Origin of the sequence: Pseudonocardia sp. ICBG162, assembly GCF_020496225.1 — a bacterium.
Taxonomy (GTDB): domain Bacteria; phylum Actinomycetota; class Actinomycetes; order Mycobacteriales; family Pseudonocardiaceae; genus Pseudonocardia; species Pseudonocardia alni.
In genome coordinates this window covers 297,051-317,712 of record NZ_JAHLJD010000031.1, presented here as the reverse complement: position 1 = coordinate 317,712, position 20,662 = coordinate 297,051, and the positions used below count along the sequence as shown (strand labels likewise).

General features: G+C 73.9%; 17 protein-coding genes. 10 read left to right on the top strand and 7 right to left on the bottom strand.

All coding sequences use genetic code 11. The features are described 5' to 3' along the window. Positions 1 to 19 precede the first annotated feature (19 nt). Entirely contained in the window at positions 20 to 2,812 is a 2,793-nt protein-coding gene (locus KPL60_RS26220; protein WP_226367512.1) for an FtsK/SpoIIIE domain-containing protein, read from the top strand. Beyond that, the gene (locus KPL60_RS26215) at positions 2,809 to 3,171 is read left to right on the top strand and encodes a hypothetical protein (protein WP_139283056.1); all 363 of its coding nucleotides are present in this window, start codon (positions 2,809 to 2,811) and stop codon (positions 3,169 to 3,171) included. The genes KPL60_RS26220 and KPL60_RS26215 overlap by 4 nt, the downstream gene beginning before the upstream one ends. 184 nt (positions 3,172 to 3,355) lie before the next feature. Here the strand turns inward: KPL60_RS26215 and KPL60_RS26210 are convergent, their stop codons facing one another. From KPL60_RS26210 to KPL60_RS26195, 4 genes are all read right to left on the bottom strand, one after another. Further along, the gene (locus KPL60_RS26210; protein ID WP_226367511.1) at positions 3,356 to 4,810 is read right to left on the bottom strand and encodes a CitMHS family transporter; all 1,455 of its coding nucleotides are present in this window, start codon (positions 4,808 to 4,810) and stop codon (positions 3,356 to 3,358) included. A 159-nt stretch (positions 4,811 to 4,969) separates the two neighbouring features. Then, positions 4,970 to 5,815 carry an ABC transporter permease gene (locus tag KPL60_RS26205; protein ID WP_226367510.1) on the bottom strand — a complete coding sequence of 282 codons (846 nt, stop codon included), beginning with the start codon at positions 5,813 to 5,815 and terminating at the stop codon, positions 4,970 to 4,972. A 31-nt stretch (positions 5,816 to 5,846) separates the two neighbouring features. Continuing rightward, positions 5,847 to 6,629, bottom strand: coding sequence for an ABC transporter ATP-binding protein (locus KPL60_RS26200; protein WP_226350010.1), 783 nt, complete (start codon positions 6,627 to 6,629; stop codon positions 5,847 to 5,849). A 41-nt stretch (positions 6,630 to 6,670) separates the two neighbouring features. Then, positions 6,671 to 7,495, bottom strand: coding sequence for an IclR family transcriptional regulator (locus KPL60_RS26195; protein WP_226367509.1), 825 nt, complete (start codon positions 7,493 to 7,495; stop codon positions 6,671 to 6,673). A gap of 245 nt (positions 7,496 to 7,740) precedes the next feature. On the opposite strand from KPL60_RS26195, the gene KPL60_RS26190 reads away from it, so the two are divergent. The 6 genes from KPL60_RS26190 (at position 7,741) to KPL60_RS26165 (ending at position 13,573) form a co-directional block, all read left to right on the top strand. After that, positions 7,741 to 8,823, top strand: coding sequence for an ABC transporter substrate-binding protein (locus tag KPL60_RS26190; RefSeq protein WP_226367508.1), 1,083 nt, complete (start codon positions 7,741 to 7,743; stop codon positions 8,821 to 8,823). Positions 8,824 to 8,896: 73 nt separating this feature from the next. Then, positions 8,897 to 9,787: a DUF6282 family protein gene (locus KPL60_RS26185; protein ID WP_226367507.1), complete on the top strand. Its 891-nt coding sequence runs from the start codon at positions 8,897 to 8,899 to the stop codon at positions 9,785 to 9,787. A 30-nt stretch (positions 9,788 to 9,817) separates the two neighbouring features. Then, complete coding sequence (locus KPL60_RS26180; RefSeq protein WP_226367506.1) at positions 9,818 to 10,726, top strand: hypothetical protein; 909 nt, start codon at positions 9,818 to 9,820, stop codon at positions 10,724 to 10,726. Beyond that, positions 10,723 to 11,499, top strand: coding sequence for an HpcH/HpaI aldolase/citrate lyase family protein (locus KPL60_RS26175; RefSeq protein WP_226367505.1), 777 nt, complete (start codon positions 10,723 to 10,725; stop codon positions 11,497 to 11,499). Before KPL60_RS26180 ends, KPL60_RS26175 begins: the two co-directional genes overlap by 4 nt. Next, on the top strand, positions 11,496 to 12,488 hold the full coding sequence (locus KPL60_RS26170) for an LLM class flavin-dependent oxidoreductase (RefSeq protein ID WP_226367504.1): 993 nt from the start codon (positions 11,496 to 11,498) through the stop codon (positions 12,486 to 12,488). The genes KPL60_RS26175 and KPL60_RS26170 overlap by 4 nt, the downstream gene beginning before the upstream one ends. Further along, positions 12,485 to 13,573 carry an S-(hydroxymethyl)mycothiol dehydrogenase gene (locus tag KPL60_RS26165; RefSeq protein WP_226350017.1) on the top strand — a complete coding sequence of 363 codons (1,089 nt, stop codon included), beginning with the start codon at positions 12,485 to 12,487 and terminating at the stop codon, positions 13,571 to 13,573. Before KPL60_RS26170 ends, KPL60_RS26165 begins: the two co-directional genes overlap by 4 nt. A gap of 48 nt (positions 13,574 to 13,621) precedes the next feature. Here KPL60_RS26165 and KPL60_RS26160 read toward each other — a convergent pair whose 3' ends face one another. Further along, complete coding sequence (locus KPL60_RS26160; protein WP_020623156.1) at positions 13,622 to 13,798, bottom strand: DUF6104 family protein; 177 nt, start codon at positions 13,796 to 13,798, stop codon at positions 13,622 to 13,624. Positions 13,799 to 13,884: 86 nt separating this feature from the next. On the opposite strand from KPL60_RS26160, the gene KPL60_RS26155 reads away from it, so the two are divergent. Both KPL60_RS26155 and KPL60_RS26150 read left to right on the top strand, forming a co-directional pair. Next, on the top strand, positions 13,885 to 15,099 hold the full coding sequence (locus KPL60_RS26155) for a DUF418 domain-containing protein (RefSeq protein WP_226367503.1): 1,215 nt from the start codon (positions 13,885 to 13,887) through the stop codon (positions 15,097 to 15,099). Positions 15,100 to 15,153: 54 nt separating this feature from the next. Next, on the top strand, positions 15,154 to 15,606 hold the full coding sequence (locus KPL60_RS26150; RefSeq protein WP_226367502.1) for a hypothetical protein: 453 nt from the start codon (positions 15,154 to 15,156) through the stop codon (positions 15,604 to 15,606). 62 nt (positions 15,607 to 15,668) lie between these two features. Here KPL60_RS26150 and KPL60_RS26145 read toward each other — a convergent pair whose 3' ends face one another. Next, positions 15,669 to 19,589, bottom strand: coding sequence for a multifunctional oxoglutarate decarboxylase/oxoglutarate dehydrogenase thiamine pyrophosphate-binding subunit/dihydrolipoyllysine-residue succinyltransferase subunit (locus tag KPL60_RS26145; RefSeq protein ID WP_226367501.1), 3,921 nt, complete (start codon positions 19,587 to 19,589; stop codon positions 15,669 to 15,671). A gap of 144 nt (positions 19,590 to 19,733) precedes the next feature. Further along, the gene (locus tag KPL60_RS26140; protein WP_062397463.1) at positions 19,734 to 20,513 is read right to left on the bottom strand and encodes a hypothetical protein; all 780 of its coding nucleotides are present in this window, start codon (positions 20,511 to 20,513) and stop codon (positions 19,734 to 19,736) included. Positions 20,514 to 20,662: the final 149 nt, after the last annotated feature.

The following is a 20,662-nucleotide window of genomic DNA, read 5'->3' as shown; positions in this document are numbered from 1 at the left end:
CCGCGCCCGCCCGCCCCTGATGGCCCGTCGCCCGAACCGTCGCGAGCGGATCCGGTCCGCCTTCGACGGGTTCCACCGGGCGGCGTCGCGGGCACTGGGTGCGGCGGAGGGCCGCCGCGACCGGGCCGCGGCCCGGCACGCCGAGGTCATGGCGGAGCTGTGGCTGCGCGAGACCGGGCACGACGCCGCGCGCCGCGACCCGGGGCTGGCCCGGGTGCTCGGCAACCCGCGGCTCGCCGGCGTCCTCGCCCGGGTCGCCGAGGACCGGGCGCACGTGTTCGACCGCTGGCAGGGCGACTCGCCCCGGACGCTGTCGGAGATCGTCGCCGACGCCACCCCCGGCGCCGCCGGGGACGCCCCGGCCGACTGGAAGCCGGTCGCGGGCGCCGTCGAGCCGACCGGTCCGGTCCCGGAGATGTGGGTGCTCGGCACCGGCTCGGTGGAGGGCGGTGCCCCGTTCCGGGTCGCGGTCCCGCTGCTCGACGGCGCGCACCTGCAGGTGGTGTCGACGCCGCGCTCCCGCGACCGGGCCGAGGCGATGGTCGAGCAGCTGGTCCTGCGCACCGTGCGGCACTTCCGGCCGGGCGCGGTGAACGTGCACGTCTGGGACGTCGGCCAGCTCGCAGGCGCCCTGCCCGGGCTGTACCCGCTGACCCGCACCGGGCTGCTGACCGTGCACGACCCGACCCGGCTGGGGCGGCTGCTGGACCAGCTCGCGGACCGGATCCGCCGGGTGCAGACCCGGGTGCTCGCCGACGGCGCCACCTCGCTGCGCGAGCTCGCCGACCGCACGGGGGAGCGGCCCGAGGCGTGGCTGGTGGCGGTGCTCGTCGGCAACGGCCGCGAGCTGCCCGAGGCCGAGCTGCGCCAGCTGCAGCGGGTGGCGCGCGGCGGTGTCGCGGCGGGGGTGCAGCTGGTGCTGCTCGACGTCCCGGCGGCGCTGCCGCGTCCGGTGGAGACCGTCGACTTCGGGGACCCGCCGGGCGTCGACCCGGCCGACGACCGGCTGCCGGTCCCGGTGCGGACCTCGATGACCGGGCCGCACGTGCTCGTCGAGCCGGACCCGCCGGTACCGGCCGACGACGTCACCGCGGTGTGCGAGGCGATCGCCGCCGGGCACGAGCAGTGGCGCGGACGGCTGGGCGCGTTCAAGGACATGCTGCCCCGGCGGCGCGGCGAGGGCCGCTCGCACGACGGGCTGAAGGTCGTCGTCGGGCACGAGGACGGCATCCCCGCCGAGCTGAGCCTCGACGACCATTCCCCGCACGCGCTCGTCGGCGGGCCCAGCGGGTCGGGCAAGACGAACCTGCTGCTGGCCTGGATCGCCGGTCTCGCCGCGCACTACGGCCCGGACGAGGTCGAGCTGTACCTGCTCGACTTCAAGGAGGGGGTGTCGTTCACCCCGTTCGCCCCGGACCCGGAGGGCCACCGCGCCGACCGGCTCCCGCAGGCCCGGCTGATCGGTGTCAACATCAACACCGACCGGGAGTTCGGGCTGGCGCTGCTGCGCCACCTGTCCGAGGTCATGCGCAGCCGCGCCGAGGCCGCCCGCCGGCACGGCGCGACCAAGCTGGCCGAGCTCCGGGTGGAGCGCCCCGACCTGCGGCTGCCGCGGATCGTCGCGGTCATCGACGAGTTCCAGTTCCTGTTCACCGGCCGCGACGCCGTCAGCGCCGAGGCGACCGCGCTGCTGGAGGACGTCGCCCGGCGCGGCCGCTCGCAGGGTGTGCACCTGGTCCTGGCCAGCCAGGACGTCTCCGGCATCGACGCGCTGTGGGGCCGCTCGGCGATCTTCGAGCAGTTCGTCCTGCGGATCGCGCTGCCCCGCGCGCGGCGGATCCTCGCCCAGGACAACGAGGCGGCGCTGGCGCTCCCGCGCTGGCACGCGATCGTCAACCACGACTCGGGCGTCGCGCACGGCAACCACGTGGTACGGCTGCCCGAGGCGGGCGGCCCGGTGGTCCGCGACGTCCAGGTCACCGCGTTCACCGACTTCCCCGACACCCCGGAGCCGGTCGTCTTCGACGGCGCCCGTGCCCCCTCCCACGACGCGCTGGCCGCCCGGCTGCCCGCCGACGGCGTGCCCCGCGCGCTGGTCGGGCAGTTCGTCGACGTGCACGGCAGCCCCGCGGCCGCCGAGTTGTCCGACGGCCCCGGCCGCAACCTCGGGGTGATCGGGCCCGACGCCCGCGTCGCGGTCCCGCTGCTGTGCTCGGCCGTCCGCTCGGTGGTGGTGTCGCTGCCCGACCCGGCCGGCGCGCAGGTCCTGCTCGTGCCGCTGGCCCCGGACGCGGCGGCCGCCGCGGGCGCGCTCGCCCCGGACCTGCCCGGCACGGTGGAGAAGGTGTCCGCCGACGGGTTCGCCGCCCGCGTCGCCGAGCTGGCGGCGACGGTCCGTGCCCGGGCCGCGTCGGGCGGCGGTGGGGGACACGCGTCGCTGCTGGTCGTGGTGTTCGGCGCCGACGCGGCGGAGTCGATGCTGGACCGCACCGGCACCGAGGACCTGCGGGCGCTGCTGCGCCACGGGCCCGGGGCCGGGGTGCACGTGCTGGGCTGGTGGCAGGGCGCGCAGCGGCTGAAGACGCTGCTGGCCCCGCCGGGTGCGGCGATCGACGACCTGGGGGCCTGGGTGGCGACCGGCGTGCAGGGCACCGACCTGGTGCCGCTGCTGGGCGGACAGCCGCTGGACTGGACGCCGACGCCGGGGCGCGCGCTGTTCCTCGACCGCTCCCGGCACGGCCGCCCGCAGCTGGTCATCCTGACCGACGCGGGCGGCGGCGGCCCGGACACCCTCGCCGGAGGTGGGATGTGAGTGCCGTCGAGCGCTACCGCGCGGTCGTGGCCGAGCTGGCCGGTGCCGTCGTCGACCTGCGGGAACGCGACGCCCGGCGGGCCGAGGAGCTGCGCCGCGAGCTGCGCGGCACCGAGCGGGAGCTGCGCGACGCCGCGGACCGGCTCACCCTGGCCCGCGGCATGTTCGAGCTGCGCTGGGAGGCGGCGTTGCAGCTGATGTGGTCGGCCGAGGAGCCGGGGCGTCCCCGGCCGCGACCCGACCTGCGGGCCGACCCCGACGAGCACGCCGCGCTGGAGGAGGCCGCCGACGAGGCCCTGCGCGAGCTGCGCTCCTCGGGCGACCGGCGGCTGTTCCGCCTGCGCCGCGACGACGACTGACCCCGCCCCGCACGCCGCACCCGCCCGGGCCGGACACGCCGAGATGCAGCCCCGGGCCGGCCACGCGGGTGGCGGGCAGCCCTGAGCTGCATCTCGACGGTCGTGCCGGGGGTCCGGGGCCGGTGGTCGCCGTCCGCCCCTCCCCGGCGTACCGCGTGTGCGGCACCGGATCGTGGGCGGGCGGTCAGCCCAGCGGGACGACGCCCAGCAGCAGCGCGACCCCGAGCATCACCAGCGAGCAGACCGCGGCCCGCCAGATCACCCTGCGGTGGTGGTCGGCCAGGTTGACCTTCGCGAGCGAGACGAGCAGCAGCAGCGCCGGGACCAGCGGGCTGGTCATGTGCACCGGCTGGCCGATGATCGACGCGCGGGCCATCTCCACCGGGGCGATGCCGTAGTGGCCCGCGGCCTCGGTGAGGATCGGCAGGATGCCGAAGTAGAACGCGTCGTTGGTGAGGAAGAACGTCAGCGGCATGCTCAGCACACCGGTGATCACCGCGAACCAGGAGCCGACCGACGGCGGCACGGCCGAGACGATCCCGTTCGCCATCGCCGTCACCATGCCGGTGCCCGACAGCACCCCGACCAGGACCGCGGCGGCGAACACCATGGACACGACACCGACGATCGAGGTGGCGTGCGAGGTCACCGCCCGGAGCTGGTCCTCGGGCTTCGGGAAGTTCACGACCAGGGCGATCGCGGCGGCCGCGACGAACACCAGCGACAGCGGCAGGACGTCCATGCCCAGCAGCACCAGCAGCGCGACGGTGAGCCCGAGGTTGAACCAGATCAGCTTCGGCCGCAGCGTCGGGCGGTTCGGGTCCAGCGTGCCCTCGAGGGCGGCGTCGTCGTCGGCGTCGTCGGCGTCGGAGGAGCCCCCGGCGGAGCCGGACGCCGGCCGGTCGGTGCCGTGCGTGCCGTCGGTGCCGGTGCCCCCGCCGACCAGGGCGGGCTCGCGCACCGCCATGATCTCGTCGGCGACGACCGACAGCGTGCGGCCCGAGGCGAGCAGCCGCCTGCGCTCGGAACGGCCCAGCTGCCAGGCCAGCAGCAGCACGGTGGCGATGCCGGCCACCATGCCCGGGACCATCGGGTTGAACAGCTCCGAGGGCGACACGTTCAGCACCGTCGCGGCGCGGATCGTGGGGCCGCCCCAGGGCAGGATGTTGAGCACGCCGTTCGCGAGGTTGGCGACGACGGTCAGCACCACCGGGCTCAGCCCGAGCCGCAGGTAGATCGGCAGCAGCGCGGACACCGTGATGATGAAGGTGGTCGAGCCGTCGCCGTCGAGGGAGACGACACCGGCGAGCACCGCGGTCAGCACGACCAGGCGCACCGGGTCGTTCTTCACCGTGCGCAGCACGAAGCGGATCAGCGGGTCGAACAGCCCGACGTCAATCATCGTGCCGAAGAAGATGATCGCGAAGAACAGCAGCACGGCCGTCGGCGCGAAGTCCTTGAACGCCGACGAGATCGAGTCGACGACGCCGTCCTCGCCCGGTTCGGACAGGCCGGTGCCGGTCGCCACGAGGGCGAAGGTCAGCGGGACGAGTACCAGCGCCAGCGTCGGCGCGAGCCGCTTCGCCAGGATCAGGTACATGAAGACCGCGATCATCGCGGACCCGAGAACGATGAGCATCGGTGCTCCTCCTCGACGGATGTGTCGAGGAGCAACGCTAGGTCCGGGCCCCGGCCCCGGTCCCGCTTGCGGACACAGCCCACGTAGTGGTCGCTGCGTGCCGTGTGGTCGTTGTGGTCACGGGGCGGCCGGGCGGCCGGCCGCCCCGTGACGGGCGGGTCAGTGGTCGATGCGGGTCGCGTCGTTCGCCCAGAACACCACGCGCCTGCCGACCCCGGTGATGATGAAGTGCAGGGTGATGCCGATCGCGGACAGCAGGACGAGCACCGCGAACGTCCGGGACACGTCGAGGGTGAAGTTCGTGGCCTGGATGGCGTAGCCCAGGCCCTCGGTCGACCCGACGAACTCGGCGACGATCGCGCCGGTCACCGCGAAGATGGCGGCGACGTCGAGCCCGGCCACGATGCTCGGGAGCGCGCTGGGGAACTGCAGCCTGCGGAAGACCTGTCCGCGGGTGGCGCCGAACGAGCGGAACATCGCGATCTGGTCGGGGTCGGTCGAGCACAGCCCGTGGATCGCGTTGACCAGAAGCGGGAAGAAGGCCAGCAGCGCGGTCGTGACGACCTTGGAGGTCATCCCGGTCCCGAACCAGATCAGCAGGACCGGCGCGATGGCGACCTTCGGGATGGTCTGGGTCGCGACGACCAGCGGGAAGACCGCCTTGTCGACCAGCCGCGACTGGGTGACCAGGAACGCCACCGACAGCGCGGCGACGACGGCCAGCAGGAAGCCCAGCAGGATCTCCTGCAGCGTGACCCACGCGTGCGGGAGCAGGGAGCCGTCGGTCAGCCCGACCCACAGCGACCGCGCCACCGTCGAGGGGGCGGGGACGATCAGCGCCGAGACGTCGAAGACGACCACGGCGGCCTCCCACACCGCCAGGAGCAGGACGGCGAGCCCGGACGCGAGCAGCCAGCCGGGTTGGTCGACCAGCCGCCGGCGGGGCGGCCGGGCGGTGGCGGGGGGCGTCCGGACGGAGGTGCTGCGGTCCGGCGTCGTCGTCATGTCTGTCTCCGTGGTGGGGCGGGGCGGGCGCTCAGTGGGCACTGTGCTCGGAGTTGAGGAGCCTGCGGATCCGGGTCACGTAGCTCCCGAACTCGGGGGTGTTGATCGTCTCGAGGACCCGCGGGCGGGGCAGGTCGATGTCGATGACCTCGGCGATCCGGCCGGGACGGGCGGTCATGACCACCACCCGGTCGGACAGCAGGACGGACTCGGGGACGCTGTGGGTGACGAACAGGACCGTCTTGCGGTCCCGTTCCCAGATCTCGAGCAGGTCCATCCCGAGCTGGTCGCGGGTGAGCGCGTCCAGTGCGCCGAACGGCTCGTCCATCATCAGGATCTGCGGGTCGTGCACCAGGGCGCGCCCGATGCCGACCCGCTGCTGCATCCCGCCGGAGAGCTCGTTGGGGTACTTGTCGGCGAAGTCGGACAGGCCCAGCTTGGCCAGCATCTCGTCGGCGATCCGGTCCGACCCCTCGGCCGGGGCGCCGTTGAGGTCGTGGGACAGCAGCAGGTTCTGCCGCACGGTCCGCCAGGGCAGCAGCAACGCCTGCTGGAAGACCATGCCGAGACGGTGCCGGCCCGGGAGCAGCTCGCCGCCGAAGCTCAGCGAGCCGTGGGTCAGGCGGGTCTGCCCCATGATGATCTTCAGGAGGGTGCTCTTGCCGCAGCCGCTCGGGCCCACGATGGACAGGAACTGTCCCTGCGGGACGGCGAGGTCGACGTCGTCGAGGGCGACGACCTCGCCACCCCGCTTGCTGGTGTAGCTCTTGTGCACGCCGGTCAGTGCGACGGCGTCGGTCGTGGCCAGAGTCATGGGGGCACTCCTCTGTGCACGGTTCGGGGGAGAGGGCCGGGTCAGGCGGTGCCGGACTCCGGCCCGGCGGCGGCGTCGGGCACCGGCAGCGGCCACGTCCCGCCCATCAGGTCCGTCAGGCGCATCGCCGCGGCGGTGAGCAGGGACTCCTCGCGGGCCGCGGACCCCGGCGCCAGCGCGGTGGCGGTGCCGATCACCGCGATCGTGGCGGCCAGTCCCCGGGCGCCGAACACCGGCGCGGCCAGGATGCGGACACCCGCGGAGGTCGTGGTGCTGCCGATCCCGCTGGCCCGCACCTGCTCGGCCCGCTCGTTGAGGTCCTCGCGCTGGGCACCGGGGACGGTCCCGAGCAGACGCTCGATGGCGAAGCGGTCCGGGTGGAAGGCCAGGAAGACCTGGGTCTGTGCGGCGTCGCTGGCGAGCTGGTGACCGACGCGGACGGTGACGGCCGCGCCCCAGGTGACGTGCTGCTCGACGTGGACGACGACGGGACCACCCGCACCCCACAGGGCCATCGCGACGGTGAGGTGGGCGTCGGCCGACAGGTCGCGCATCACCGGGGGTGCGATCTCGGTGACCTGCTGGCGGCCCAGGGCGAAGGCCCCGAGCTGGTAGAGCAGCCGGGACGGCTGAAACGAGGCCTGCTGGTCCGGGCAGCGTTCCAGCAGCTCGGCCGCCACCAGCGACATGAAGTAGCGGTTGGTCGTGGTCCGGTTCAGCCCGAGCAGCGTCGCCCCCTGCGCGACCGTCAGGGTGGGCCGGGACGGGCCGAAGAGCGCCAGGATCTGCGCGGTACGGGCGACGGCCTGGATGTCGCCGGTCGACCGGGAGCCGACGTCCGGGAGGGGAACCGTGTCGCCGCTCATACGCCGTGGCCTCCAGGTAATCGTATAGCGATCTGCGTGTTGCGAGGATAGGGCGCGACAAGGGCCGCGCACAAGCATCAATCGGATCTGTAGTCGATCCGTCGCAGACAGCGCAGTCTTGACATGTCGGGATGCGAACTTATAGTTCGGGATGCGGTCATCCGGTGCGACGCGAGTCGGGGCGTTCGAGAGCCACGCGTGGTGCCCGCCCCTCCACGGACACCTCCCACGAAGGCAGGCATCTGATGAACAGCAGCACTCTGCTGCGCCGCCTCGGCGTCGTCGCCACCGCCGCGGCCCTGGTCGCCGGGCTCGGCGCCTGCGGCTCCTCCGCCGACCCGGGCTCGGGGAACACGCTCAACGTCGTGGTCACCACGGCCGCCTGGAGCGTGGAGACCGGCTCGATCACCCTCGCCGACCGGCTCGGCTTCCTCCGCGAGGAGGGCGTCCAGGCGACCTTCAGCACCGCGAAGTCCGGGACCGAGGCCGCCCAGCAGATCATCGGCGGGAACGCCGACGTCGCCGTCGCCACCCCCGAGCCGGTCATGATCGCGGCCCAGCAGGGCACCGACCTGCAGTACTTCATGCCCTTCTACGGCCACGTCATCTACGGCCTGGCCGCGGTGCCCGGAAGCGGCATCGCCTCGGTGGCCGACCTGCGGGGCAAGCGGGTCGGCGTCACCAACGCGAACAGCACCGGGGCGACCCTGCTGCGCACCGCGCTGAAGGCCGAGGGCATGAGCGAGAAGGACGTGACGATCGTGCCGATCGGCGTCGGCGCCCAGCAGGTCACGGCGGTGCGGGGCGGCGACGTCGACGCGCTCGCCATGTACGACACCCTCTACACCAGCCTGCGCTCGCAGGGCATCGCGGTCACCGACATCCCGGTCCCCGGGCTGGACCAGCTCTTCGGCGGTGGGCTGCTCGCCCAGAAGTCCGCGCTCGCCGAGAACCCCGAGGCCTACGCGAAGCTCGGCCGGGCCGTCGCCAAGGCGCTGGCCTGGAGCCGGCAGCACCCCGAGGACGCCGTGCGCGCCGTCTGGGACTCCAAGCCGGAGACCCGCCCAGGCCCCGGCCAGGACGAGCAGAAGGCCCTGGAGGACGGCGTCGCGATGATCGAGACCCGGCTCGGCGCCCTCATCCCGGACCCGCAGAGCACCTCGTGGACCGAGATCGACCCGGCGGCGGTCGACCGCTTCGCCGACTGGGCGCTCGGTGCCGGACTGATCACCGGGAAGCCGCCGGTCGAGGACGTCCTCGACTCGGGCGCCGGTGCGGCCATCGGCGACTTCACCCCGTCCGAGGTCACGCCGTCCGCGGGGTCCTGACCACCCCGCCCCGCTCCATCCGCCTCCCACGACCCGTGCCGCCACCGCGGCACGCAGGAAGGACACCGCTCCCATGTCCGACGCCGTCCTCGCCGCGCTGCGCGGCCTGATCGACATGCACGTCCACTCGGGCCCCAGCCCCTACCCGCGGCGGTTCCTGCACTACGAGGCCGCGCAGGACGGCTGGGACCGGCTCGGGATGCGGGCGATGGTGGTCAAGTCGCACCACCACAACACCGTGATGGACGTGCTCGCGCAGGCCAACCAGCTGGCGTCGATCCCGACCGAGGTGTTCGGCGGGATCGCGCTGAACAGCCCGGTCGGCGGCGTCAACCCGCACGCCGTGCGGCTGTCGCTGTCGATGGGCGGCAAGGTCGTGTGGTTCCCGACCATCAGCTCGGGCCGGCACATCGACTGCCACCCCGAGGGCGGCCACTTCCCGACCTCGACCGTGCACACCACGATCGAGCGGATCGACGTGGTCGGGCCCGACGGCGGGCTGACCGCCGAGGCCCGCGAGGTCGTCGGGATCGTCCGGGAGGCCGGTGCGGTGCTCAACGCCGGGCACATGTACCCCGACCAGATCCGGGTGCTGTTCACCGAGGCCCGGGCGGCCGGGATGGACAAGCTCGTGATCAGCCACCCGAACTTCGTGATCGGTGCCGAGCCCGAGACCTGCGAGGAGTTCGTCGGGCTCGGCGCCTACGTCGAGCACGAGGTCGGGATGTACAACCCGCACCGGGAGAACCGGCACTTCGAGCCGGAGACGCTGTTCGAGTGGATCTCCCGGATCGGTCCGGAGCACACCGTGCTGGCCTCGGACGCCGGCCAGCGCGGCAACCCCGCCCCGGTGGACGCGTGGCTGGGCACCTGCGAGGCGCTGCTCGACCTCGGTCTGGACGAGAAGGACCTGCGCCGGATGGTCGTCGACAACCCCGCCCACCTGCTCGGCATCGCCGAGTAGACGCGTCGCCGACCGCACAGGAGGACTCCCGTGACCACCGACCTCACCCCCACCACCGACCCGCGCCGCACCCTCGCGTCCCAGGCCGCCGGGATCGACCGGACCCGGCCCATCGCCGCCGCCCAGTACCTCGACTTCACCGTGCTCCCCGCGACCACGACCGACGCGGGGGACACCTGGACGACGCGGGGCCAGAACGCCGTGGTGCACCACGTCGCCGCCCGCAGGCCCGGCACGGTCGTCGACACCACCTTCTCCTCGGAGACGGTCCTGATCCTCACCGACACCGCGGCGGCCGCCGACGTCACCTGGGAGGGCGCCAGCACCGCGCTCGCCGGGCACGGCGTCGCGGTTCTGCCGCCCGGCGCCGTGCGGATCGACAACACCGGCACCGCCGACCTGACCCTGCTGGTCCGCAGCGACGAGCCGGGCTGGGCCGGGCGCGCGAGCAACGCCGCCGCGTTCGCCGAGCCGTCGCCCCGGGTCGCACCGGCCGAGCCGTGGCCGGCCCCGCCCGGGCCGGAGCGGGTGCGGTTCTACCGGGCCGAGGACCACCCGCTCGAGCAGGGGAGGTTCGGACGGATCTTCCGCAGCCGCTCGTTCATGGTCAACCTGCTGGCCGCGCACGACGGGCCGCGCCCGGCCGACACGCTCTCCCCGCACCACCACGACGACTTCGAGCAGTACTCGCTGGCGACCCACGGCCACTACACCCACCACATCCGCACGCCGTGGGTCACCGACCGCAACCACTGGCGCGAGGACGAGCACGTCGGCGTCGGCAGCCCCTCGCTGACGGTCATCCCGCCGCCCACCGTGCACACCTCCGAGGCCGACGGCCCGGGGGAGAACCGGCTGATCGACATCTTCTGCCCGCCGCGCGCCGACTTCTCCGCCAAGCCCGGCTGGGTGCGCAACGCCGAGGACTTCCCGGCGTGACCGGCACCGGGCCGGTGTCGCCGCGGGCGGTGCTGCGGCCGGGGGCCCGCGCGCTCGGGACCTGGCTGAAGCTGGCCGCGCCGGAACCGGTGGAGATCGTCGCCGGGGCCGGGTTCGACTTCGTCGTCGTCGACCTGGAGCACGCCCCGATCGGGATCGAGACGGCCGCCTGGCTGCTGTCCTCGGCGCGGGCGCACGGGCTGGTCCCGTTCGTCCGGATCCCGGACCACCGGCCGTCGACGGTGCAGCTGATGCTCGACGCCGGTGCCTGCGGGCTGTTCGTCCCACGGGTGGACTCCCTCGCCCAGGCCGAGGCGGTGGCCCGGGCGTTCTCCTTCCCCCCGGAGGGCACCCGCGGGTCCGGGGGGACCAGCCGGGCCGGGCACTGGGGCCGGCGCCCGACGCCGGACTACCTCGGCTTCGGCCGGGACGAGGCGATGCTGATCGTCCAGCTGGAGGCCGAGTCCGGGATCGCCGACGCGGAGCGGATCGCGGCGCTCCCGGCCGTCGCCGGGCTGTTCGTCGGCGCCGCGGACCTCGCGCTGTCGACGGGATCCACGCCGTCGTCGGACGACGTGCTCGCCCACATCGGGACGGCCCGCGCGGCCGCGCACGGCGCCGGGAAGGTGTTCGGGCTGGCCTACGGCGCGGCGCCGGCGGCGATCCGCACGGCGTTCGACCACGGCACGGACTTCGTCGTGGGCGGCAACGACGCGAGCCTGCTCGCGAGCGCCGCCGCCGACCTGGTGGCCGGGGTCCGGGAGACGGCATGACGGCGTCTCCGTCGATGTCCCCGTCGATGACCCTGGGGCTGGCCCTCGACCTCGGGTCCGAGCCCGCGATGGGGCCGGTCGCCGCGCAGCTGCGCCGCGCCCGGCCGCTGCTGGAGACCGCCGAGCGGGCGGGCTTCGACTCGGTGTGGCTCGGCGAGAGCTTCCACGCCCGGCCGGAGCCGTTCCACCTGCCCTCGGCGCTGCTCGTGCTGGCGCACCTGGCCCCGCTGACGACCCTGGGCCTCGGCACCGGGGTGCTGCTGGTGCGCGCGCAGGACCCGGACCGGCTCGCGACCGAGGCCGCGCTGCTCGACCAGCTCAGCGAGGGACGGCTGGTGCTCGGCCTCGGGCTCGGGCCGCCCCCGCTGCGCGGGAGGTTCGGGGGGCCGGACCGCGCCGGCGGCGCGCTGCTGGACACCGTGCTGGCCGGGATGCGCGAGCGGTGGCGCGACGGCGGCGGCGCCGTCCCCCCGCCGTGGCGGGCCGGTGGGCCGCCGGTCCTCGTCGGCGGGTCCGGCGCCGCCGCGGTGCACCGCGCGGTGTCGGCCGCCGACGGCTACTACGCCGCCACCAACTACTCCGACCGGGTCCTGGCCCGGCAGGCCTCGGCCTACCGGGACGCCGGCGGCACCGGCACCGTCGCGGCCAACCGCATCTGCGTCGTCGACACCGACGGCGACCGGGCCCGCGACCACGCCGCGCAGCACCTCGGCGGGCTGCGGGACTACTACCGCTCCCGCGGGCTGTGGGACGTGGGCCGGGCCGACGGTGATCCCGACCCGGTGCTCGTCGGCACCCCGGACGAGGTCCTCTCCCGGCTCCGTGACCACCGGCGGGCCGGCGTCTCCCAGATCCAGGTGCGGGTCGCGCCGCACCCGATGCCGGCCGAGGTGGCCCGCCGCACCGTCGCACTGCTCGGCGAGCACGTCCTACCCCGGCTGGGAGCGCTCCCGGCCGGATCACGAGAACACGACAGGAGCACGTCATGAGCCAGGAGGTCCGCGGCGTCGTCGCCCTCGACCTGGGCAAGCCGGTCACCGTGGAGACCGTCGTGGTGCCCGACCCCGGACCCGACGAGGCCGTGGTCCGCGTGCAGGCCTGCGGGGTCTGCCAGACCGACGTGCACTTCCGCGACGGCGGCATCCCCGGCCGCTTCCCGATCCTGCTCGGCCACGAGGCCGCCGGCGTCGTCGAGTCGGTGGGCGAGGGCGTCACCGACGTCGCCCCGGGCGACTTCGTGATCCTCAACTGGCGCGCGGTCTGCGGTGCCTGCCGGTCCTGCCGGGACGCCGAGCCGTGGTCCTGCACGGCGCCGCGCACCGCGAGCACCCCGATGACGCTGACCGACGGGACGCCGCTGGGCACCGCGATGGGGATCGGGGCCTTCGCCGAGAAGATCCTCGTCCACGCCGGGCAGTGCACGAAGGTCGACCCGCGGATCAGCCCGCAGGTCGCCGGGCTCATCGGCTGCGGGGTGACGACCGGGTTCGGTGCCGCGGTCACCACCGGTGGCGTCCGGCCCGGACACACGGTCGCCGTGATCGGGTGCGGGGGCGTCGGCGACGCCGCCATCGCCGGTGCCCGGACGGCCGGTGCGACCACCGTCATCGGGATCGACACCGACCCGCGGAAGCTGGAGTGGGCGACCGGGTTCGGGGCCGACCACACCGTCGACGCCCGGGACACCGACGTCGTCGAGCGCGTCCGCGAGCTCACCGGCGGGGCCGGGGCCGACGTCGTCATCGACGCGGTCGGGCTGCCGCAGACGTGGAAGCAGGCCTTCTACGCGCGCCGCCCCTCCGGCACGCTCGTCCTGGTCGGGGTGCCGCACCCCGACGCGACCGTCCCCGACCTCCCGCTGATCGACTTCTTCCGCCGGGACGGCGCGATCCGGTCCAGCCGGTACGGCGAGTGCCTGCCGTCGCGGGACTTCCCGCGGCTGGTCGAGCTGCACCTCGGTGGACGCCTGCCGCTGCAGGACATGGTCACCGAGGAGATCGGCATCGACGACGTGGAGACCGCCTTCGCCCGGATGCGCGACGGCGAGGTCATCCGCTCCGTCGTCGTGTTCTGACCCCCGGCCCGCCGCGGGGCCGGTGAGTCCCCTCCCGGCCCCGCGGCGTCACTCGTCGTCGGCGTCGTCGCGCGCGAGGAAGCTCGACAGCCGCTCGACGGCCGTCTCGAACTGCGGGTTCGCGTCGACGAAGGCGCGGAGCCGGTCGGCCAGCCACTCGACGCTGACCTGCTCGTCGCCGCGCCGGTCGACGAGCTCCTCGATGCCGCGGTCGGTGAAGTACATGCCGGCGAGGATACGGCGGCCGCCGCTTGACCCGGACGCGACGGCATCGTTTCCGATGGTCTCCCACCGCCTCGTGAGGAGATCCCATGTCCACCGCGCCGTCCGCCGCGACCGTCGCCCCGACCCCGGTGAGTGACCGTGCGCTCGCCCCCGACCTCGCCCGGGGCGCGATGCTGCTGCTGATCGCACTGGCCCACGCGCCCTGGTTCGCCTACACCTCCGAGCTGGGGGCCACGCTGCTGCACGCCGCGGACGGCGGGCTCGCCGACCGGATCGCCCAGGTCGTGACCATCACCGCCGTCGACGGCCGCGCCTGGACACTGTTCGGGTTCCTGTTCGCCTACGGCATCGGGCAGCTGTACGCCCGCCGGATCGCCGGCGGCGGCACCGACGCGCAGGCGCGGCGGCTGCTGCGCACCCGGCACTGGTGGCTGCTCGCCCTCGGCCTGCTGCACGCGGCCCTGCTGTGGCAGGGCGACATCCTCGGCACCTACGGCGTCCTGGGCCTGGTGCTGGTGCCGCTGTTCCTGCACCGCAGCGACCGCACCCTGCGGATCGGGGCCGGGGTCCTGGTCGGTCTCGCCGTGGCCGTCCCCGCGGTGACGGGCGTGCTGGCGCAGTTCACCGGGGGCACGACGCCGACGTCCGCCGCGCAGCAGCTCGCCCTCGCCACCCCGGACTGGTTCGCGACGCTGCCGCTGCGGCTCGCGCTGTGGGTGTCGGCGATCCCCGGGGCGTTCGTGACGCTGGTGATGCCCGCCGCGGTGCTGCTCGGGCTGCTCGCCGCGCGGCACCGCGTGCTGGAGGAGCCGGGCGCGCACCTGCCCCTGCTGCGCCGCACCGCCGTCGTCGGCATCGCCGTCGGCTGGTCGGCCGGGCTGGCCCAGGCCCTCGTGCACATCGGCGTCATCGCGCTGCCGGACCCGGGTGCGTTCGCCGGCCTGCACATCGCCACCGGGATCTTCGCCGCGCTCGGCTACGCGGCGGTGTTCGGCCTCGTCGCGCACCGGCTCGGCACCCGTCCGACGGCGCCGCTGCCGGTCCGGGCCCTGGTCGCGCTCGGCCGTCGCTCGCTGAGCGGCTACCTGGCGCAGTCGCTGCTGTTCGTGCCACTGCTCACCGCCTGGGGCCTCGGGCTGGGCGCGCACCTGTCGGGCTGGTCGGCGTCGCTGGTCGCGGTCGGGGTGTGGCTGCTGACCGTCGTCGTCGCGTACCGGCTCGACCGGGCCGGCGTGCGGGGTCCCGCCGAGACGCTGCTCCGCCGCCTGACCTACGGGCCGGCGCCGCGGAGCGCTCGGTAGCGTCGACGGACCGCCGCGCCCGCGGCCCCGCCGTCCCCCCGATCCGGAGTTCTCATGGCACTCACCCCTCCCGTGGCCCGCACCCTGCACGACGTCGGCCTGGCCGCCTGGTTCGGCGGCTCGCTGATGGGCGTCACCGGCCTCAACGGCGCGCTGGACGCGGTCGGCGACCCGGCCGAGCGCGAACGGCTCGCCGGCGCGGGCTGGGGCGGGTGGGGCCGGATCGGCACCGCCGCGACGGCGGCGCACCTGCTGGGCGGGGCGGGCCTGCTGGCGCGCGACGCGGTCCGCCGGCGCGAGCCGGGCGTCGCGGCCGCGGCGGCGACCCGGACCGCGCTGACCGGTGCCGCGCTCGCCGCGAGCGCCTGGGCCGGGGCGCTGGGCCGCCGCGCCGCGACGCCGGATGGCCCGGACGCCGCGCTGCGCCGCCGGATCCGGGTGGCGGAGTGGGCCGTGCCGGTCGTGACCGGCGCCGCGGTCGTCGCCGGGGCGCTGCGCCGCTCCTGACCCCCGGGACACGGACGGCCCGGCCGGGGAGATCCCCGACCGGGCCGTCGTCGTGCGTGGTGTTATCCGGCGAACGCCTTGTCGATCAGCTCGGCCTGCTCGACCTCGTGCACCTTCGACGAGCCGGCGGCCGGGGCCGCCATCCGACGCCGGGACACCCGGGTGAAGCTGCCCTGCAGCTGGGGCAGCTTCTGCGGCAGCTCCAGGCCGTAGTACGGCCACGAGCCCTGGTTGGCCGGCTCCTCCTGGACCCAGCGGACGTCACCGGCGGCCTCGGGGTAGCGCTCGAGGACGGCGGCGATCTCCTCGGCCGGCATCGGGTAGAGCCGCTCGACGCGGACCAGCGCGGCCTCGTCCACGCCTGCGTCGCCGTTCTTGCGGCGCTTGTCGCGGGCCGCGGCCAGCTCCCAGTAGATCTTGCCGGAGCAGAACAGCACCCGCTTCACACCGGAGACGCGCTCGCCCTTGCCGGCGTGCTCCGGGTCGTCGATGACCGGGCGGAACCGGCCCTCGGTGAAGTCGGACAGCGGGCTGACGACCTGCTTGGCACGCAGCATCCACTTCGGCGTGAACACCACCAGCGGCCGGCGCACCCCGTCGAGGGTGTGCTGACGCAGCAGGTGGAAGTAGTTCGCCGGGTCCGACGGCAGCGCGACGGTCATCGAGCCCTCGGCGCACAGCTGCAGGAAGCGCTCGATGCGCCCGGAGCTGTGGTCGGGGCCCTGGCCCTCCAGGCCGTGCGGCAGCAGCAGCGCGACGTCGGAGAGCTGGCCCCACTTGGCCTCGCCGGAGGAGATGAACTCGTCGATGATCGACTGGGCGCCGTTGACGAAGTCGCCGAACTGGCCCTCCCACATGACGAGCGCGTCGGAGTTGGCGACGGAGTAGCCGTACTCGAAGCCGACCGCGGCGAACTCCGAGAGCGCCGAGTCGTAGGGCAGGAACCGGCCCTGCCCCTCGGCCAGGTTGCGCAGCGGGAAGTACTCCGCACCGGTGTGCCGGTCGATCAGGACCGAGTGCCGCTGCACGAAGGTGCCGCGACGCGAGTCCTGACCGGACAGTCGGACCAGCCGACCGTCCATCGCCAGCGAGCCGATGGCGAGCAGCTCGGCGAAGGCCCAGTCGACGTCGCCCTCGCGGGACATCTTCTCGCGCTTGCGCAGCACGGGCTCGACCCGCTTGTGCACGGCGAACCCCTCGGGGAGGTTGGCGTGCACGTCGCCGATCCGGTGGACGACCTCGAGGGGGACCGAGGTGTCGAGGTCGGACGGGACGAGCTGCTCGGACTCGATCGACGGCGAGATCACCGGCGGGGTCCTCTCGAGCTCGCGCACCTCGTTGAAGACGTGCTCGAGCTGGTTGGAGAAGTCCTTGAGCGCCTGCTCGGCCTCCTCCATGGTGATGTCACCACGGCCGATCAGCGACTCGGTGTAGATCTTCCGGACGCTGCGCTTGGCGTCGATGATGTCGTACATCGACGGCTGGGTCATCGAGGGGTCGTCGCCCTCGTTGTGGCCCCGGCGCCGGTAGCAGATCATGTCGATCACGACGTCGTTGTTCCAGCGCTGGCGGTACTCGACGGCCAGCTTGGCGACCCAGACGCAGGCCTCCGGGTCGTCGCCGTTCACGTGGAAGACCGGCGCGCCGATCATCTTCGCGACGTCGGTGCAGTACTGCGAGGAGCGCGAGTGCTCCGGCGCGGTGGTGAACCCGACCTGGTTGTTGACGACGACGTGCACGGTGCCGCCGGTGCGGTACCCGCGCAGCAGCGCGAGGTTCAGCGTCTCGGCGACGACACCCTGGCCGGCGAACGCCGCGTCGCCGTGCATGAGCACCGGCAGCACGGTGAAGCCGCCGTCGCCCTTGTCGAGCAGGTCCTGCTTGGCGCGGACGATGCCCTCCAGCACCGGGTCCACGGCCTCCAGGTGCGACGGGTTCGCGGTCAGCGAGACCGCGGTCTCGCCGTCGCCGAACATCCGGAAGTACTTGCCCTCGGCGCCGAGGTGGTACTTCACGTCGCCGGAGCCGTGCGCCTGGCCCGGGTCGAGGTTGCCCTCGAACTCGCGGAAGATCTGGCTGATCGGCTTGCCGACGATGTTGGCCAGCACGTTGAGCCGGCCACGGTGCGGCATGCCGATGACGACCTCGTCGAGCTCGCGCTCGGCGGCCTTGTCCAGCACGGCGTCGAGCAGCGGGATGACGGTCTCGCCGCCCTCCAGCGAGAACCGCTTCTGCCCGACGTACTTGGTCTGCAGGAAGGTCTCGAAGGCCTCGGCCGCGTTCAGCCGGGACAGGATGTACTTCTGCTCCGAGGAGTCCGGCTTGACGTGCGAGACCTCGATGCGCTCCTCGAGCCACTTGCGCTGCTCGGGGTCGGCGATGTGCATGTACTCCGTGCCGATGGTGCGGCAGTAGGAGTTGCGCAGCAGGCCGAGCACGTCGCGCAGCTTCATGTGGCTCTGGCCGCCGAACCCACCGACCGCGAAGTCGCGGTCGAGGTCCCACAGGGTCAGGCCGTGGCTGAGGACGTCGAGGTCGGGGTGCCGGCGCTGGCGGTAGTTCAGCGGGTCCGTGTCGGCCATCAGGTGGCCGCGGGTCCGGTAGGACTCGATCAGCTCCAGCACACGGGCGGTCTTGTCGACCTCGCCCTCGGGGAAGTCCTGCACCCAGCGGACCGGCTCGTACGGCACCCGCAGCGAGGCGAAGATGTCGTCGTAGAAGCCGTCCTCACCGAGGAGCAGCTGGTGGATCCGGCGCAGGAAGTCGCCGGACTCGGCGCCCTGGATGATCCGGTGGTCGTAGGTCGAGGTCAGCGTGATGATCTTGGAGATGCCGAGCTCGACGAGGCGCTCCTCGGAGGCGCCCTGGAACGCGGCCGGGTACTCCATCGCGCCGACGCCGACGATCGCACCCTGGCCCACGGTCAGCCGCGGCACCGAGTGGTTGGTGCCGAGCGTGCCCGGGTTGGTGAGGCTGATCGTGGTGCCGGAGAAGTCCTCGGCGGTCAGCTTGCCCTCGCGGGCCTTGCGGACCATGCCCTCGTAGGACTGCCAGAACTGCGCGAACGACAGGTTCTCGCAGCCCTTGATCGACACGACGATCAGCGTGCGGCTGCCGTCCTTGCCCGCCATGTCCATGGCCAGGCCGAGGTTCACGTGCTCCGGCGTCGCGACCGAGGCCTTGCCGTCGGTCTCGACGAAGTGCCGGTTCAGGTTCGGGAAGTCGGCCAGGGCCCGGACCAGCGCGTAGCCGATCAGGTGCGTGAACGACAGCTTCCCGCCGCGGGTCCGCTTGAGGTGGTTGTTGATGACGATGCGGTTGTCGGCCAGCAGCTTGGCCGGGACCGCACGGACGCTGGTCGCGGTCGGCAGCGTGAGGGACGACGTCATGTTCTTGGCGATGGCGTTCGCGGCACCGCGCAGCGGGGTGGTGGTCGCGCCACCCCCGTCCTGCGCCGGCTTCGCGGCCTTGGATCCGCTGCCCGCGGCGGGCTTGGCCGGTGTCCCGTTCGACGACGACGCCGGGGCCGGTGCGCTCGCGGTGCGCAGGCGCTCCTCGGCGGGCGGCGGCTCGGCCTTCGGGGTGACCGGCGGCGGGACGTCGCGGGAGGTGGCGGTGCCCTTGCCGCCGGCCTTCCCGCCGTTCGTCACGGCCTTCTGGGCCGGGGCGTCGCCGGAGCCGGCCGCGCCGGTCTCCGTGCCGCTCCCGCTGCCCTGGTCGTCCTCGGTGGCCGCGCCGCGGGTGACCCCACCCGAGGAGGCCGCCGGGGCGGACCCGTTGCCGGAGGAGGTGTCGGCCGGCTCCTCGGTCCCGACGGACGACGAGGAGGTCTGCTCACCGTCCTTGCCGTAGTCGGCGAAGAACTCGTGCCAGGCCGGGTCCACGGCCGACGGGTCCTCCTGGAAGCGCTGGTACATCTCCTCGACGAGCCACTCGTTCGGACCGAAGTCGCTCGCCTGATGGGAGGTACTGCTCGATGACACTCTGCGTCAACCGCCTTGATAGCTGCTCGATTTGTCGCGACCGGCTACCAGGTTAGTCCCCTCGACGCGAGACCGGGCAGTGTGCCGGGTCCCACTTCGTGATCGTTTCGTGATCGACCGCACGCGGACGGCGAGCGGCACGATTCAGAAGCCGGGCGGGGACCCGAGGACGCCGACGACCGCGGTCTGCGTCGCCGTCTCGGCGACGACCGTCCCGACCGGCGGGCCGACGCGGGCCGGGCGGCGGACGGTGTCGCGCTCGCCGGCGTACTGCCCGTCTACGGGGGAGATCAGCAGCTCGGTGCGGACCGGCCCGTCGTCGTGGACGAGGGTGGGGTGCCGCTCGCCGTCGAGGTTGTCGGTCTCGCCGAGGGAGACGGCCGGCATCCGGCGCAGCGCGGCGTAGAGCACCGCGCGCAGCTCGGCGGGGACCCGGCAGGTCCGCAGCGCGTCGACCGCGCTGGGGAACGGGCCGGTGTAGCCGCGGCCGGGCGGGCTGTCGGCGATCAGCCGGTCCAGCATCGCGGCCGGGTCGCGGGGCAGGCCCGCGAGGAACGCCTCGGTCGGGTTGGCCCACGAGCCGACCTTGGCGGCGGGCCGGTGGCCGTGGAGCGCGGCGTAGAAGTCGCCGTGCGGGGCGCGGAAGCGGCCGGTGGGCCACTGGTCGGCGATGTCGAAGCCGTCCTCGATCGCGGCCGCGCCGTCGCCGCTGAGCCAGTGCACGCGGCCGGTCAGCTCGCGGTCGAGCAGCCAGTCCTGGGCCGGGTCGAGCGGGGTCCACTGCTGGAGCAGGTGCTCGCTGTAGTGGACGCAGAGCTCGTCGCGGGCGAAGCAGGTCCCCATCCACCAGGCGTGGGTCGCCGTGTGCCGGTACTGCCCGGGGGAGATCGGCTCGTCGGAGGTCCGGATGGCGAGCTCCAGCAAGTCGGGCTCCTCGTCATGTCGCGAGTCCTGTCGCGGGTGCCCCGGCAGGGGTTGCCCGGGGCGCCGTGAACCGTGGATGACGTCACACATTCTCTACGCCCCGCCTACGAGCCGTGACGCGACCCCCCGGTACTGGGCCGAACGGCGCA

What these genes read in the sequence shown, in the direction of transcription:
- KPL60_RS26160 (WP_020623156.1), bottom strand. Translation starts at nt 13,798, where the DNA reads ATGTACTTCACCGACCGCGGCATCGAGGAGCTCGTCGACCGGCGCGGC.
- KPL60_RS26205 (WP_226367510.1), bottom strand. Translation starts at nt 5,815, where the DNA reads ATGACGACGACGCCGGACCGCAGCACCTCCGTCCGGACGCCCCCCGCC.
- KPL60_RS26200 (WP_226350010.1), bottom strand. Translation starts at nt 6,629, where the DNA reads ATGACTCTGGCCACGACCGACGCCGTCGCACTGACCGGCGTGCACAAG.
- KPL60_RS26190 (WP_226367508.1), top strand. Translation starts at nt 7,741, where the DNA reads ATGAACAGCAGCACTCTGCTGCGCCGCCTCGGCGTCGTCGCCACCGCC.
- KPL60_RS26155 (WP_226367503.1), top strand. Translation starts at nt 13,885, where the DNA reads ATGTCCACCGCGCCGTCCGCCGCGACCGTCGCCCCGACCCCGGTGAGT.
- KPL60_RS26220 (WP_226367512.1), top strand. Translation starts at nt 20, where the DNA reads ATGGCCCGTCGCCCGAACCGTCGCGAGCGGATCCGGTCCGCCTTCGAC.
- KPL60_RS26165 (WP_226350017.1), top strand. Translation starts at nt 12,485, where the DNA reads ATGAGCCAGGAGGTCCGCGGCGTCGTCGCCCTCGACCTGGGCAAGCCG.
- KPL60_RS26210 (WP_226367511.1), bottom strand. Translation starts at nt 4,810, where the DNA reads ATGCTCATCGTTCTCGGGTCCGCGATGATCGCGGTCTTCATGTACCTG.
- KPL60_RS26150 (WP_226367502.1), top strand. Translation starts at nt 15,154, where the DNA reads ATGGCACTCACCCCTCCCGTGGCCCGCACCCTGCACGACGTCGGCCTG.
- KPL60_RS26170 (WP_226367504.1), top strand. Translation starts at nt 11,496, where the DNA reads ATGACGGCGTCTCCGTCGATGTCCCCGTCGATGACCCTGGGGCTGGCC.
- KPL60_RS26185 (WP_226367507.1), top strand. Translation starts at nt 8,897, where the DNA reads ATGTCCGACGCCGTCCTCGCCGCGCTGCGCGGCCTGATCGACATGCAC.
- KPL60_RS26195 (WP_226367509.1), bottom strand. Translation starts at nt 7,495, where the DNA reads ATGAGCGGCGACACGGTTCCCCTCCCGGACGTCGGCTCCCGGTCGACC.